This is a genomic window from Rhodococcus sp. ACPA1, assembly GCF_002300195.1.
Lineage (GTDB): Bacteria > Actinomycetota > Actinomycetes > Mycobacteriales > Mycobacteriaceae > Rhodococcus_F > Rhodococcus_F opacus.
Genome location: NZ_NSDX01000005.1, coordinates 145600 through 159410 on the forward strand (window position 1 = coordinate 145600; position 13811 = coordinate 159410).

The following is a 13811-nucleotide window of genomic DNA, read 5'->3' on the forward strand; positions in this document are numbered from 1 at the left end:
CCGTGTTATCAGTCGCGGTTTCCGCGAAACACGGTGCTAGCGTTCGCTTCATGGACGAGGATCAACGCACGCTGGCCGTCGCTATCGGCACGGCGATCAGGTCGGCCCGGCGTGATGCGGGACTGACCCTGCGCGACGTGGCGGCCGAAACGGGACTGTCGCAGCCGTTCCTGAGTCAGGCGGAGAACGGCCACTCGGTGCCGAGCGTCATGAATCTGCACCGGGTGGCCCAGGTGCTGGGAACCACGGCGCACGCCCTGCTCGAACAGGGCGCGCGCACGCCGACGAGTCTGGTGCGCAGCCGGGAGGGCAGGCGCTTCGCGCTGTCGGACGGCGCCGTGCTGCGGTTCTGCTCCACGGGCGTGCGCGCGATGGAACCGAACGAGGTGACGGCGCAACCGGGTTCGCAGGCCGGCGAACACACCGAACACGCCGGCGAGGAGTTCATCTACGTCATCGACGGCAGCATCCGCGTGGAGGTCGGCGTCGAGGAGAGTTACGTGCTCGACCGGGGAGACACGCTGTACTACCCGGCCACCGTGCCGCACCGGTGGTTCAACGACGCCGGGGAACCGGCACGGTTCCTCATCACGAGCACCCCGCCGTCCTTCTGACCGTCAGCGGCCGAAACCCTCGAGCAGTCCGGTGTACTTCTTGGGCAGGGGCGCCGCGAATTCTCCGCGCGCACCGGTCCGGAGACCGAGCGTCACGAGGGACTGCACCATGAGGGTGGCCGCCGCCACGCCGTCGACCACGGGCACCCCGAGTTCCGCCGAGATGACGGCACACAGGTCGGCCATGCCCGCGCAGCCCAGCACGATCGCGTCCGAACCGTCCTCGTCGAGGGCGGCCCGGCACGCCTCGGTGATCACCTTCACCGCATCCGGGTCGCGGTCGAGGTCGAGGACGGCGATCTCGCACGCGTGCACCCCGAGGCAGAAGCGTTGCATGCCATACCGTTCGGCCAGTTCCCACGCTCGGCCCCGGGTGCGCCCCAGCGTCGTGACGACGCTGAACCCGCGGCCGAGGAAGCTCGCGGTGTGCATGGCCGCCTCCGCGATTCCGAGTACGGGACCGGACGCCAGTTCGCGGGCCGCGTCGAGGCCCGGGTCGCCGAAACAGGCGATCACGTAACCGTCCACCCCCGCCTCCTCACCGCGGGCGATCTCCTCGAGAAGCCCGGGGACGCTGAGTGCTTCGTCGTAGTGACTCTCGATCGACGCGGGACCCATCTTCGGGCTCACCGCCTCGACGAGCGTCCCGGGGCCCGCGACGGAGCGGGCGCAGTCGCCGATCTTGTCGGTCATCGACTGTGTGGTGTTGGGATTGACGATCTTGATGAGCACGATGTTTCGAACCTACGCTTCGATCGGGGTCGCGCGATGCGCACGACGGGCGCCGGCGGACAACAGGAGATAGCAGGTGAATCCGACGCCCATGCCCAGGAACCACGAGTACTGGGCAGCGCCCGCCATGCCCCATACGTCGAGTCCGAACGGCTGCGCCTTGAAGACGACGGGCACGACGGCGACCAGCGCTCCGACGACGGTGGAGATGATCGCGGCCGGGTTGTAACCCTTCTTGTACCAGTATGTTCCGCCCTCGGACATGGTGAACATGTCGTCCAGGATCACTCGCTGCCTGCGCACCAGGTAGTAGTCCGCGATGAGGATTCCGAACAGCGGTCCGATGAACGCCCCCAGCGTCTCGAGCGTGTAGTGGATCACCTCGGGATTGTTGTACAGGTTCCACGGTGTGATCAGGACGGATCCGACGGCGGCGATCATCCCGCCCGTACGCCAGCTGATGCGCTGCGGGCTGACGTGCGAGAAGTCGAATGCCGGGGAGACGAAGTTGGCGACGATGTTGATACCGATGGTGGCGACGATGAAGGTGAGGAGGCCGAGGACGACGGCGAACAGGTTGTCCATCTGCGCGACCGTCTCGACGGGATCGGTGATCAGGCGGCCGTACACGGGCAGGGTCGCGGAGGCGGTGACGACGGTGAGGATCGAGAAGAACAGGAAATTCACCGGGAGGCCGAGGAAGTTGCCGCGTTTGACCGCGCCGAACGTCTTGCCGTACCGGGAGAAGTCGCCGAAATTGAGCATCGGGCCCGAGAAGTACGACACGACAAGTGCGATCGCGCCCAGCACCACGGGCACAGCAGACCAGCCGGTGTAGTTCACCTCGCCGAGGTTCAGGCTGATGTTCGACCATCCGGCCTCGCTGATCAGGTAGATCGCGAGCATCAGCATCACCACGTAGACCGCGGGGCCGCAGAAGTCGATGAACTTGCGGATGCTCTCCATGCCGCGCCAGAAGACCAGCGCCTGCAGCACCCACATCGTCATGAACCCGGCCCAGCCGAGCGCCGACAGTCCGAGGAACCCGTGCTCGTGCACGTCCGCCCAGGGCGCCAGACCCGGCCAGATCTTCAGGCCGAGGATCACGAACGCGTGCGACGCCAGGTACGTCTGGATTCCGTACCAGGCCACCGCGATGAGGCCGCGGATGATGGCCGGGACGTTGGCGCCGAGAACGCCGAAGGCGCTGCGGCACATGACCGGGTAGGGGACGCCGGTGACCTGGCTGGGTTTGGCCACCAGGTTCGCGAACACGTTGACGATCGCGATACCGACCACCAGGGCGACGAGAACTTGCCAGCTGGTCAGGCCGAGCGCGAACAGGCTGCCCGCGGTGACGTAGCCGCCGACGCTGTGCACGTCGGACATCCAGAACGCGAAGATGTTGTACGACGACCACGACTGCGTCTTCAGTGGCGCGAGATCGTCGTTGGTGAGTCTCGGGTGATAGCCGGGCTTGATCAGCCCGGCGCCGGCCAGGTGTGCACCGGGGACTGTTTCCCCCTCGTTGGAGGGCGCTGTCTGAGTCATCGTTTCGCTCCCTGGTGCAGTACGGACACGACTGCGTCGACGTAAGGGTGCCTCGGTGAAAAGCACACCACCGAAGTGCTGGGAGCAAAAGTAGTTTTCGGATATTTCCTGGTTGTGACGGCGAAGATATATTCTCGCCGGCGCACGGTCCGAGCCGAGAATATATCTTGCCGGACGGTCTACCCGGGCGTGTCCCGGAACATTCCGGTGTCCGTGGGGAGGGCGGCGATCACCGTGTCGAGTTGTTCGTTGTGCCGGTCGGTGGCCGCCTTCAACGCCGCGCCGTCGCGGGCGAGGAACGCCGCCAGCATGTCCCGGTGCCCGAGGTGAAGTTGCAGCCGTGCCGGCGTCCCCACCTGCGACATCGGCTGCACCGGCTCGGTGATGTTCCACGCCGACTCGAACATGTGCAGCAGTCGCTGCATCCGGCACGGCGATGCCAGGGCCAGGTGAAAGTTGCGGCTCTCCCGGTGGTAGGCGGTCAGGTCGTCCTCGAGAACCGAACGGTCGAGTGCCGCGTACGCCTCCCGGGCCCGGGCGTCGTCGGCCTCGTCGGCGAGGGTGACCGCCACGGAGTGCGCCGCCGACTCGAGGACCCCCCGCACCAGGTAGAGCTCCTCGAGTTCGTCGACGGTCAGCCGGGCGACCGTGTACCCGGCGTTGGCTCGGTGGTCGACGAGACCTTCGCCGATCAGCGTCTTCAGCGACTCGCGGATCGGGATACGGCTGACGCCGAAGTGCTCGGCCACCTCGTCCACCGGAATCGGGGTGCCCGGCGGGGCCCCGCCGCTGAGGATCACCCGGCGCAACTCCTCCAGGATCACGGTCTGCGAGCTGCCGGGATCCCGGTTGGCCAGGTTCATGACCAGCACCGACGGTCGTCGCGGGGGCATCGGGCCGTCCTCAGGCGGGGTGTACGGCGCGCCAGTGGCGGGCGATCTCGATGCGCCGGGCGATCCACACGTCGTCGTGGGACTGCACGTGATCGAGGAACCGCTCCAGCGCCGCGGTGCGGGCGGGCCGTCCGACGATGCGGCAGTGCAGACCCACGGACAGCATCTTCGGCGCCCCGGCCGTTCCCTCCGCGTACAGGACGTCGAAGGCGTCCCGCAGGTGCGCGAAGAACTGCTCACCGCTCGGGAAACCGCCGGGCGACGCGAACCGCATGTCGTTGGTGTCGAGGGTGTACGGCACCACCAGGTGGTCGACGACGCCCTTTCCGGGGGCGTCGACCTTCACCCAGTAGGGCAGGTCGTCGGCGTACGAATCGGAGTCGTACTCGAAGCCGCCGTGCTCGACGACCAGCTGCCGGGTGAGCGGGGAGTCGCGGCCGGTGTACCAGCCCAGCGGGGCCTCGCCGGTGAGGTCGCGCAGGATGGCCACCGCCTCGGCCATGTCCTTGCGTTCGGCGTCCTCGTCGGAGAGCTGGTACGACTTCCACCACAGACCGTGGCAGGCGATCTCGTGACCGAGTTCGCGAAAGGCGCTGACGGCCTCCGGGTTCCGCTGCATCGCCTTGGCGACCGCGAAGATCGTGAGCGGCAGCCCGCGTCGCTCGAATGCCCGGAGCACGCGCCACAGTCCGGCGCGGGATCCGTATTCGTAGATCGATTCCATGCTCATGTGCCGGTTCGGGAACGGCTGGGCCCCGACCATCTCGGACAGGAACGTCTCCGACGCCTCGTCGCCGTGGAGCACGTTGTTCTCGGCGCCCTCCTCGTAGTTGAGGACGAACTGGACGGCGATCTTCGCGCCGCCCGGCCACTGCGGATCGGGTGGGTGCTGCCCGTATCCGACCAGGTCACGGGGGTAGCTGGAGTCGAAAGCGTGGGTCATGATTCCAAGCCTGCCCGACCCGCCTCGGTCAGGGAACCCCACAGGCGCAACCGCGCCGTGCCGGCGTCCCGGTCGCGGACGCTCGCCTCGCCCGGGGGCGGACTGTGGAAGCTGGGCGCGGTCAAGGTGTTCGGGGTCACGGGTGCGGCTACCTCCTGATCGGGCGTGCGGGCAAGTGTAGGGCGTCGAAGTGAGTGCTGCGGGCGGTCCTCGTGCGGGGAGGTGCTCAGCTCCCCGGAACCACCGCCCGGGTGAGGAGGTCGCGCAGCGTGTCCACCGTGCATCCGGGGGCTTGCGCGCGGACCGCGTCCTCGTCGAACGCGCCGCACGCCAGTCCCCGCAGGATCACCGTCGCGAGCGCCTGGGCGGTAGCCGGTTCGTCCATCACCCCGCCACCCTGGCGGTCGAGGTACGCCTGCACACGGGAGGCGGCGGCGGGCAGCGCGGCGCGGTAGAAGTCGAACGTCGCGAGCCAGCGGGTGATCAGATGCCCGGGATGCATGTCCCATCCCTGGTAGTACCCGCGTTCGAGCGAACGGGTGACGAGCCGGTAGTGCCGGGCCAGCGCGGCGTGGATCTCCTCGTCGCTGCCCTGCGGGATGACCTGGGTGGATCCGTCGCACACCCACACCCCGGTCTGGGCCGCCGCCACCAGCATCACGGACTTGGCGTGGTCGGCAACCGGATGCTCGAGCGACTGGAACCGTGACGCGATTCCGCAGGCCGCGCTGTAGTCGTAAGTGCCGTAGTGCAATCCGGTGCAGCGCCCGTCGGCGAGGTGGATGGCCTTCGCGACGGTCACGGTGCCGTCCGGTCCGAGCACGGCCTGCGGGCTCTCGATCTGCAACTCGAAGAGCAGCGACCTGTCGGGGAGCCCGTACGCTCGCTCGAGTTCCTCGCACAACGCGACGACGGCGGTGACCTGCTGGGCTGCACGCAGTTTCGGCACCGTGAACACGAAGCCGTCGGGAACCCCACCCGCGCCTTCGAGGACGAGTTCGAGCGTCCGGATCCCGCGGCGGCGCTCGTGCGGAGCCAGACCCTTCGCGCGGATGCCCAGCGACCGCGGGCCGGACGGGTCGGACGAGAGCAGTCGCAGCGTACGTCCCGCCTCCAGTGCGGCCGCGTCCTCGACGTCGTCGCTCCGCCAGCCGAAGCCGTCCTCGAAATCGATCCGCAGATCCATGATCGGACGGTGCTCGAGCATCGCGCGGACGTCGGGAAGCGCACCGGTCGTTCCGATTTCGGACAGCGCATTCGTGTGCCTGTCCAGCAGTTCGACAGCCTGCTCACCCCACACCCTCGGGGTGTCCGGTCCGGCGTCCGCCGCACTCACGTAGACGGTGTGGACGGGCTGCGGTTGCTGCCGATCACCCGGAAAGGCGTCCGCGAGCTCGGTGTCGACGGGGTCGAGGAGTGCGTCGACGCGGTCGAAACCGCTGTCGGGGAGACGGCTGAGGTACTGGGGGTTCACGCCACGATCTTGGCAGAAACGCGGGATTCTCGTCGTCCACGCCCCGCCGGGTGGCCTTCGTTCAGGCCGTCACACCGCGCAGATACCACTCGACGGCGCGGGCCAGTTGCCGCACGCTGCGATCGGTGCCTGGCTCGATGCCGTCGAGTGACCGGGCTCCCACGAAACGGTCGAAGACCAGGCCTTCGACGACGCTGACGAAGTCCGCGCCCGCGTTCTCGGGGTCGGCGACGCCGAGAGCGTCGAACAATTCGGTGGCGCGGGCACGGGAGAACAGGCACGTCGCGAGGAGTGCGTGCAGGTCGGCGTCACCGGACAGTTCGACGGTCAGCGCGTGCCGCGCGACGACGTCGTCGTGGCGGGTGTGCAGCAGCCGGTCCAGTGACCGGGCCACGCCCTCGGCGACGGAGGCGAGGTCGAGGGGCGGGGCCGCCGTGGTCTCGAATTCCTGCCGCGAGCGTTCGGCGAGCCGGCGCACGGCGGATTCGATCAGTGCTCGCCGGGTGCGGAAGTAGTAGGACGTGGATCCGCCCGGCAGATCCAGTGCGCGGTCGACGGCCCGATGCGTCAGCGCGCGGATGCCCTCCCGCGCGATGATCGTGATCGCCGCGTCGGCTATCTGCTCACGCCGCTCGGGCACGGTGTCGTCCTCCTCACATCGGCTTGTCGCCCGAGACTCTACATTCGTAGTGTTTCCTCTGTGGATGTAGAGGTTCTGTTGGACGACGCGCAGCGCGCGGCCGCGGCCGTCCTGCACGAGACCGCCGAGGGCATGGAGCAGGGGAGGCCCGGAGTTCGCGGCGTGTACCTGTGGGGACCCGTCGGACGTGGCAAGACGTGGTTGATGGACCGCTTCCACGGGTCGGCGGAGGTCCCGAAGCGGCGCGTGCACTTCCACTCGTTCTTCCGCCGGCTCCACGCCGACGCGCACACGCTGGGGTCCATCGACCTCGCGATCGATGCGGCACTCGGGGATGTCCGGCTGCTGTGTTTCGACGAGTTCCACCTGCACGATGTCGGGGACGCGATGCTGGTCGCGCGACTGCTGAAGGCCCTGTTCACCCGCGGGATCACGCTGGTGGCGACGTCGAACTATCCACCGGAAGGGCTGTTGCCGAATCCGCTGTTCCATCACCTGTTCGCGTCGTCGATCGCGGTGCTGGAACAGAATTTGACTGTCGTGCGGGTGGCCGGTCCCGTCGACTACCGCACCGTGGCCACGGCGGACGGCGGGTTCGCTGCCGGACGTTTCGTCCGAGCTTCCGGCACCGAGCCTCCGGCACTGTCCGAGCGCGTCGCCCTGACCGTCGGGACCCGCACGGTGACGGCCTCCGCGGTGCGGGACCGCACGGTCTGGTTCGAGTTCGCGGTGCTGTGCGGCACCCCGACCGCACCTGCCGACTACCTCGAACTGTCCGAGCGGTTCGGATGCTGGGTGATCACCGGTGTGCCCCGACTGCGGGAGGTCGGCGCGGAGACCGTGCGACGGTTCGCGAACGTCGTCGACGTGCTGTACGACAGGGGGACTTCGCTGACCCTGGTCGCCGATGCGTCGTGGGACGACGTGTTCGCCGGACTCGACGGCACCCTCGACGTCGACCGGCTGGTGAGCAGGCTGTCGACGCTGAGCCGGTGACCACCGAGGCAGACCCGTACGTGGGTCTGCCTCGGTGAATCGATCAGACGTACCGGCTGTACGCGGGGAGGTCCAGCTGGCCGTTGCCGGACAGTCCGATGACCACGACCTCCGGTTCGGTGACCGTGCGGGCGTGCTCGATGGCCGCGGCCACCGCGTGCGTCGATTCCGGCGCGGGGATGATGCCTTCGGCGCGGGCGAAGAGCAGTCCCGCGGCGAGTGCGTCGTCCTGTTCGATCGCGGTCGCCTCCATCAGCCCGAGGGCGACGGCGTGCGAGACCATCGGCGACATGCCGTGATACCGCAGACCACCCGCGTGGATGGCGGGCGGAACGAAATCGTTGCCCAGCGTGTACATCTTCAACAGCGGCGTCAGACCGGCGACGTCGCCGAAGTCGTAGCGGTATTCGCCCTGCGTCAGCGACGGGCACGCCGCAGGCTCGCAGGCGACGAGGCGGGTGGTGGTGCCCTCACGCAGATTGCGACCCAGGAACGGGAAGGTCAGGCCCGCGAGATTGGAACCACCGCCGGCGCAACCGAATACCGTGTGCGCGACAGGCTCACCCGCCTCCTCCAGCTGGACCATCGCTTCCTGGCCGATCACCGTCTGGTGGAGCATGACGTGGTTGAGGACGCTGCCCAGCGAGTAGTGCGCGTCGGGATCGTTGGCGGCCACCTCGACGGCCTCGCTGATCGCCATGCCCAGCGAGCCGGTGGTGTCGGGGTGCTCGGCCAGGATCGCCCGACCGGCTTCGGTGAGGTCGGACGGAGACGGATGACAGATGCCGCCGTATGCCTCCATCTGGAGCCGGCGGTACGGCTTGGCGTCGAAGGACGCGCGAACCTGCCAGACCTCCACCTCGAGACCGAGCAGGGCGCCGGCGAACGACAGCGACGCGCCCCACTGACCCGCACCGGTCTCGGTGGTGAGCTTGGTGGTGCCCTCGAGCGCGTTGTAATAGGCCTGTGCCACAGCCGTGTTCGGCTTGTGCGATCCGACGGGGCTGACGCCCTCGTATTTGTAATAGATCCGTGCCGGTGTGCCGAGCACTCGCTCGAGCCGGTGTGCGCGCACCAGCGGCGACGGGCGCCACATGCCGTAGATCTCGCGGACCGTCTCGGGGATCTCGATGTACCGTTCCGTCGCGACCTCCTGTTCGATAAGGTTCGCGGGGAACAGCGGTGCCAGGTCTTCCGGTCCCAGTGGCTCACGTGTGCCGGGATGCAGGTGCGGCGGAACGGGTTCCGGAAGATCGGCGGCAAGGTTGTACCAGTGCGTGGGTACGGCCGAGGGAACCGAAACCCCCAGAGGTTCCAGCGATCGAGCCAGTTCGGCTCCGGTTACCGGGGACGTGGTCAAGTAACTCTCCTTCGTGGATGGATACGTCCCGAACATGCTGCGCTGTCCGCCGCCGCGAACGGGTGATTTTCCCGGTCCGCGCGTGTCACGATGGAGGGGCAACTCGGGAGTGAGGATGCCGGACCGTCGCGTGCGAAGCAGGGTCGTCCACACGGTCGCCCTGCTGGCGGCCGTCGTGACGGTCACCCTTGCGGTCCGGGTGGTCCCCGCGCCCGACACCCCCGCGACACCGTCGGAGCCGGGCGCAGGTGCGACGCGCGCCCTGATCATCCTCTCGGCGATCGCCGTCGTCGTCGCGGCGGTGGCGCTGGCGTCCGCCCTTCGCAGCGGCCGGCCGCGGGTCGCCCCCGACCCGCCGCCGGTAGGGCTCACCGGAAACACCGGCTCCTCGGTCTCGCGTCGGCACATTCTCGGATGGGCGGCGTTCGCCTCGCTCCTCGTGGCCGCGGCGTTCCTCCTCGGGTCCGTCGGTGGTGACGAGCCACCGGACCGTCAACCGTCGCCGGCGAGCCCGGCCGCCGACGACGGGGCCGACCGAACCGGCGAGTCCGTGCCCACCGAGACTCGTCCGCCGCCCGACCTGGTGGACGAGACCCGCGAGGACCTGACGGAATTGTGGACCGCGGCAGCGATTGCCGGTCCGATACTGGTGACCGTGCTGATCCTCGGCGCCGTGGCCCGGCGCCCCCTCCGGTCGCGGGTCGGGGCCTGGACCGCGGCGAGTTCCCCCGACGGTCCGGCTGCCTCGCAGTCGCTGGCCCGGGCAGCGGAGGAAGGTCTCGCCGTGGTCGTGGCCCCGAGTCTGCCGCCGCGTGAGGCCATCATCGCCAGTTACGCCGCCATGGAAGATGCGCTGCGCGAGGCGCCGGGCGCCGAACCGCGGGAGTCGGACACCCCGTCCGAAGTGCTGGCTCGCGCAGTGCAACTCGGAGCGCTGCGCTTCGAGGCGGCGGCGCCGCTGGTGCGGCTGTTCTCCGAGGCACGGTTCAGCCTGCATCCGATGGGCGAACTGCACCGTGACGAGGCCGCCGATCTGCTCCGGCGTGTGCTCGACGACCTGGGGAGCGACGCGTGCTCGCCGTCGCGGTAGCCGGTGTCGGGGCAGTACTGGCCGTGGAGGTCCCGCTGGTGGCCGCCGGCCGGTACAGTGCGGCCGTGCTGATCGCGGGAGCGGTGACCGCGCTGGTGCTCTTCGAGATTCGACGGCGCATGGCACCCGGGGACGTCGAGGATCAGCCGCCGGGACCGGAGGCGGAGCGGGCCGAGGCGACGGCCCGCTGGATGGCACGGACGGAATCATTGATCAGCTGGGCGGACGGTACGCGCGGCGACTGGGACCACCATCTGCGTCCGCTCCTGGCGCGCGAGTTCCAGCAGTCCACCGGACAGCGGCAGGGACTCGACCCCGCCGACACCGCAGCCGCGGGTGAGGTGTTCTTCGGCGACTTGTGGCAGTGGGTCGATCCCGAGTGCGTGCAGCGCTCCGACAGGGCCGCACCCGGGCCGGGCCGGGACGTGCTGGACCGGATCCTGCAACGGCTGGAGCAGCTGTGACGATGCCCGCCGAGGTCACCACCGCGCGCGCCCACGCGGTGCTGGCGGAGGTCGAACGGGCGGTGGTCGGCAAACACGACGAACTCACGTCGATCCTGCTCGCGGTACTCGCCGGCGGGCACGTGCTCATCGAGGATCTGCCCGGACTCGGAAAGACCTTGGTGGCACGATCTTTCGCTGCCGCGCTCGGGCTCGACTTCACGCGGGTCCAGTTCACCCCCGACCTGCTGCCCGCCGACCTGCTCGGCGCCACCATCTACGACATGCCGTCGGGTCGGTTCGAATTTCGTCCGGGCCCGATCTTCACCAACCTGCTTCTCGCCGACGAGATCAACCGCACTCCACCCAAGACCCAGGCCGCACTGCTCGAGGCGATGGCGGAGGGGCAGGTCAGCGTCGACGGCACCACCCGGATCCTGCCGCGTCCCTTCATCGTGCTCGCCACCGACAATCCCATCGAGTACGAGGGCACCTACCCGTTACCCGAGGCGCAGCTGGACCGGTTCGCGCTCCGCCTGCGACTGGGATATCTCACCGAGACCGACGAGCACGAGATGCTGCGCCGACGGCTCGACCGGGGATCCGCCGCCGTCGTCGTCGAGCAGGTGGTCGATGCGGCCGACCTCCTGGCGATGCGCGAATCGCTCGAGCAGGTCAGTGTTCATCACGACGTCCTCGGGTATGTCGTCGCGCTCGCGAACGCCACCCGGCATCACCCGCAGGTCGAGGTCGGGGCCAGCCCCCGCGCCGAACTCGACCTCGTACAGCTGGCGCGGGCGCGCGCCCTGCTCTCGGGCCGGGACTTCGTCATTCCCGAGGACATCAAAGCCCTGGCCGTTCCCGCTGTCGCGCACCGCATCAGCCTGCGCCCGGAGATGTGGGTGCGCCGCATCCGCAGCGACGACGTCCTCGCGGAACTGTTGCGCCGTCTCCCCGCGCCGAGGGCACGATGACGGAGCACCAGCTGACGTGGCGGGCATCGCCGGCAGCCCTCGCACTGACGACCTGCGCCGCCGTGGCATTGACGGCGGGTGTCGTGGGGCGGTGGTGGGAACTGATCGTGTTCGCCGCCCCGATGCTGGGAGCGCTCGGCACGGTGATGTGGTTGCCCCGTCCGGCCATCGGCGTCCGGGTCGAGGCGTCGGCACGCATGCTGCGGTGTTTCGAATCAGAGTCCGTGCACTTCTCGGTGGACGTGACGGCCTGCGGTGGTGCGGCGGAACTCGAGGTGGCACCGGCGCCGTCCGACGGCTACACGGTCGAGCCGGTCGGCGACGGCGACTACGTGGTGTCGGCGGACCGGTGGGGCCGGTACGAATCCGCACTGACGGTCACGGCACGTGCCGGCGGCGGCCTGCTCACCGCTTCGCTACCGGTTCCCGTCACGGAGCTGCGGGTGTTCCCGTTGGCGCCGCCGATGCCGACTCCGTTGCCCCACGCCACACTTCCGGACCGAATCGGCGCACACCGCACCCGCCGATTCGGTTCGGGCGTCGAGTTCGGGGACATCCGCCCGCACGCGCCGGGAGACCCGCTGCGGAGCGTCAACTGGCCGGTGAGTGCCCGCCGCGGCCGGCTCCACGTCACCGAACGGATCATGGACCGCGCCGCGGACGTCGTCGCCGTCCTCGACACCACCCCGCAGGCACCGGGCCCCGCGTCGGAGAGCCTGCACCGGACCGTGCGCGGGGCGACGCAGGTGGTGCAGACGGCCCTGCAGCGCGGCGACCGGGCCGGGGTCGTCGTTCACGGGCTCCGGCTGCGATGGCTCGGCGCCGACATCGGGCGCAGGCAGTTCTACCGAATCCTCGACACCGTGCTCGACTCCGAGGCCGGCGCCGCCGAAGGCACACTCGTCCCGAGGGTCGCGCTGCCGCCGAGGGCCGTGGTCATCGCGTTCTCCACCATGCTGGACACCAACTTCGCGCTGTCGCTGCTGGAGCTGAGGCGGCGCGGTCACGTCGTCGTGGCCGTCGACGTGCTCCGCGGCCCGCCGTTCGAGTACGAACTCGATCCGATGACCGGCAGGATGTGGCGGCTCGAGCGGCGGAACATGTACCGGAACATGGGCGTTCTCGGGGTCCCGGTGGTGGCGTGGGACGACGATTCCGCACTGGATCTGGCGCTGGCCCTCGCCGATCGTGCCCGCCGGCGGTCGGGGGCACTCCGATGAGATGGATTGCGGTGGTCGTGGTGCAGGCGGCGCTGGTCGCGCTCGTCCTGGGCAACGCGTCCGCGTTCGCGGCGGCCGCCGCGGGTGTCGCGGCGACGGGACTGTTGCTCGTCGCGTACACCGGCCTCGCACCGGGAATCTCGACGCTGCTGCTGGGCGCGGTTGTCACCGGTGCTGCGGCGTCTCTGGCAGCGGCACTGCCGGACGGGCCGGCATGGGTGTCCCTGCTCGGGCCGGTTGCGGCGGTGGTGCTGTTCCTCGTCGCGGTGTGGCCGTACGTCGCCAGGCGCACCCGCACGGCCGAGGATCAGAACCGGCGGATGCTGTAGATGTGGAACTGCGACAGCGGCGCCAGACCTACGGGCACGCCGCGCCCGTACGCATTGAAGACCTGACCGAAGCCGGCGTAGATACCGATGTGCGACGCGTCCGGGTTGAGCACCACGATGTCGCCGGGAGCCAGCGCCCACAGCGGAATGGGTGCGCCGACCTCGGCCTGCTCCCACGTGGTGCGTGGCAGATTCACCCCCGCCTGCCGGAATGCCCACTGCACCAGCCCCGAGCAGTCCCACGCGTCCGGACCCGTCCCACCCCACAGATAGGGCTTGCCCGTCTGGGTCGTCGCGGCGGCGAGCGCGGCCAGCCCGGTCGGGGTGGGAATGGGCGTCGGGAGAACGGAAGAACCCATCGAACTGCCGCCGGTGCTGCCGCTGTCGGAACTCCCCGCCACCGGTGCGGCGTTCGCGGGAAGGGCGACGAGGGCGGTCGCACAGAACGCGAGAGCACCGGCAACGGCAGCGCGCCGCACGGGACGGAGATGTCTGCGCTGGGACACGAGGTCCCCCCTTTGTTCGCTACTGCTCGTGGAGAGCCGTGGAACC

At 69.3% G+C, this 13811-nt stretch carries 16 protein-coding genes; 7 read left to right on the forward strand and 9 right to left on the reverse strand.

Features of this window, described 5'->3' with window-relative positions:
• The first annotated feature begins 50 nt into the window (after positions 1-50).
• Positions 51-614: a helix-turn-helix domain-containing protein gene (locus CJ177_RS25075; protein ID WP_025431772.1), complete on the forward strand. Its 564-nt coding sequence runs from the start codon at positions 51-53 to the stop codon at positions 612-614.
• 3 nt (positions 615-617) lie between these two features.
• Here CJ177_RS25075 and CJ177_RS25080 read toward each other — a convergent pair whose 3' ends face one another.
• From CJ177_RS25080 to CJ177_RS25105, 7 genes are all read right to left on the reverse strand, one after another.
• Positions 618-1346 carry an aspartate/glutamate racemase family protein gene (locus tag CJ177_RS25080; RefSeq protein ID WP_005244838.1) on the reverse strand — a complete coding sequence of 243 codons (729 nt, stop codon included), beginning with the start codon at positions 1344-1346 and terminating at the stop codon, positions 618-620.
• Between the two features lie 12 nt (positions 1347-1358).
• A complete protein-coding gene (locus CJ177_RS25085; RefSeq protein WP_005244837.1) occupies positions 1359-2897 on the reverse strand; it encodes an NCS1 family nucleobase:cation symporter-1 in 1539 nt (512 codons plus the stop codon).
• A gap of 179 nt (positions 2898-3076) precedes the next feature.
• The gene (locus CJ177_RS25090) at positions 3077-3790 is read right to left on the reverse strand and encodes a GntR family transcriptional regulator (protein WP_005244836.1); all 714 of its coding nucleotides are present in this window, start codon (positions 3788-3790) and stop codon (positions 3077-3079) included.
• A gap of 10 nt (positions 3791-3800) precedes the next feature.
• The gene (puuE, locus tag CJ177_RS25095; protein ID WP_005244835.1) at positions 3801-4733 is read right to left on the reverse strand and encodes an allantoinase PuuE; all 933 of its coding nucleotides are present in this window, start codon (positions 4731-4733) and stop codon (positions 3801-3803) included.
• Complete coding sequence (locus tag CJ177_RS47450; protein ID WP_179443281.1) at positions 4730-4873, reverse strand: hypothetical protein; 144 nt, start codon at positions 4871-4873, stop codon at positions 4730-4732. Before CJ177_RS47450 ends, puuE begins: the two co-directional genes overlap by 4 nt.
• Positions 4874-4959: 86 nt before the next feature.
• Positions 4960-6207: an aldolase/citrate lyase family protein gene (locus CJ177_RS25100; RefSeq protein ID WP_005244834.1), complete on the reverse strand. Its 1248-nt coding sequence runs from the start codon at positions 6205-6207 to the stop codon at positions 4960-4962.
• Between the two features lie 61 nt (positions 6208-6268).
• Positions 6269-6847 carry a TetR/AcrR family transcriptional regulator gene (locus CJ177_RS25105; protein WP_005244833.1) on the reverse strand — a complete coding sequence of 193 codons (579 nt, stop codon included), beginning with the start codon at positions 6845-6847 and terminating at the stop codon, positions 6269-6271.
• Between the two features lie 78 nt (positions 6848-6925).
• On the opposite strand from CJ177_RS25105, the gene zapE reads away from it, so the two are divergent.
• A complete protein-coding gene (gene zapE, locus CJ177_RS25110; protein WP_037180085.1) occupies positions 6926-7843 on the forward strand; it encodes a cell division protein ZapE in 918 nt (305 codons plus the stop codon).
• 43 nt (positions 7844-7886) lie between these two features.
• On the opposite strand, the gene CJ177_RS25115 is transcribed toward zapE, so the two are convergent.
• Positions 7887-9203 carry a TrpB-like pyridoxal phosphate-dependent enzyme gene (locus CJ177_RS25115; protein WP_095869223.1) on the reverse strand — a complete coding sequence of 439 codons (1317 nt, stop codon included), beginning with the start codon at positions 9201-9203 and terminating at the stop codon, positions 7887-7889.
• Positions 9204-9318: 115 nt separating this feature from the next.
• On the opposite strand from CJ177_RS25115, the gene CJ177_RS25120 reads away from it, so the two are divergent.
• The 5 genes from CJ177_RS25120 to CJ177_RS25140 are packed head-to-tail and all read left to right on the forward strand — an operon-like array spanning position 9319 to position 13259.
• The gene (locus CJ177_RS25120; RefSeq protein ID WP_095868889.1) at positions 9319-10293 is read left to right on the forward strand and encodes a DUF4129 domain-containing protein; all 975 of its coding nucleotides are present in this window, start codon (positions 9319-9321) and stop codon (positions 10291-10293) included.
• On the forward strand, positions 10275-10757 hold the full coding sequence (locus CJ177_RS25125) for a hypothetical protein (RefSeq protein ID WP_005244829.1): 483 nt from the start codon (positions 10275-10277) through the stop codon (positions 10755-10757). The genes CJ177_RS25120 and CJ177_RS25125 overlap by 19 nt, the downstream gene beginning before the upstream one ends.
• Positions 10754-11710 (forward strand): MoxR family ATPase, encoded by a 957-nt coding sequence (locus tag CJ177_RS25130; protein ID WP_005263839.1) that lies wholly within the window; start codon positions 10754-10756, stop codon positions 11708-11710. The genes CJ177_RS25125 and CJ177_RS25130 overlap by 4 nt, the downstream gene beginning before the upstream one ends.
• Positions 11707-12930 (forward strand): DUF58 domain-containing protein, encoded by a 1224-nt coding sequence (locus CJ177_RS25135; protein ID WP_095868890.1) that lies wholly within the window; start codon positions 11707-11709, stop codon positions 12928-12930. The genes CJ177_RS25130 and CJ177_RS25135 overlap by 4 nt, the downstream gene beginning before the upstream one ends.
• Positions 12927-13259 carry a hypothetical protein gene (locus CJ177_RS25140; RefSeq protein WP_061701042.1) on the forward strand — a complete coding sequence of 111 codons (333 nt, stop codon included), beginning with the start codon at positions 12927-12929 and terminating at the stop codon, positions 13257-13259. Before CJ177_RS25135 ends, CJ177_RS25140 begins: the two co-directional genes overlap by 4 nt.
• Here the strand turns inward: CJ177_RS25140 and CJ177_RS25145 are convergent.
• A complete protein-coding gene (locus CJ177_RS25145; RefSeq protein WP_005244825.1) occupies positions 13238-13765 on the reverse strand; it encodes an NlpC/P60 family protein in 528 nt (175 codons plus the stop codon). The genes CJ177_RS25140 and CJ177_RS25145 overlap by 22 nt on opposite strands.
• Positions 13766-13811 lie beyond the last annotated feature (46 nt).

What these genes read in the sequence shown, in the direction of transcription:
- CJ177_RS25075 (WP_025431772.1), top strand. Translation starts at nt 51, where the DNA reads ATGGACGAGGATCAACGCACGCTGGCCGTCGCTATCGGCACGGCGATC.
- CJ177_RS25085 (WP_005244837.1), bottom strand. Translation starts at nt 2,897, where the DNA reads ATGACTCAGACAGCGCCCTCCAACGAGGGGGAAACAGTCCCCGGTGCA.
- CJ177_RS25090 (WP_005244836.1), bottom strand. Translation starts at nt 3,790, where the DNA reads ATGCCCCCGCGACGACCGTCGGTGCTGGTCATGAACCTGGCCAACCGG.
- puuE (WP_005244835.1), bottom strand. Translation starts at nt 4,733, where the DNA reads ATGACCCACGCTTTCGACTCCAGCTACCCCCGTGACCTGGTCGGATAC.
- CJ177_RS25120 (WP_095868889.1), top strand. Translation starts at nt 9,319, where the DNA reads ATGCCGGACCGTCGCGTGCGAAGCAGGGTCGTCCACACGGTCGCCCTG.
- CJ177_RS25135 (WP_095868890.1), top strand. Translation starts at nt 11,707, where the DNA reads ATGACGGAGCACCAGCTGACGTGGCGGGCATCGCCGGCAGCCCTCGCA.
- CJ177_RS25140 (WP_061701042.1), top strand. Translation starts at nt 12,927, where the DNA reads ATGAGATGGATTGCGGTGGTCGTGGTGCAGGCGGCGCTGGTCGCGCTC.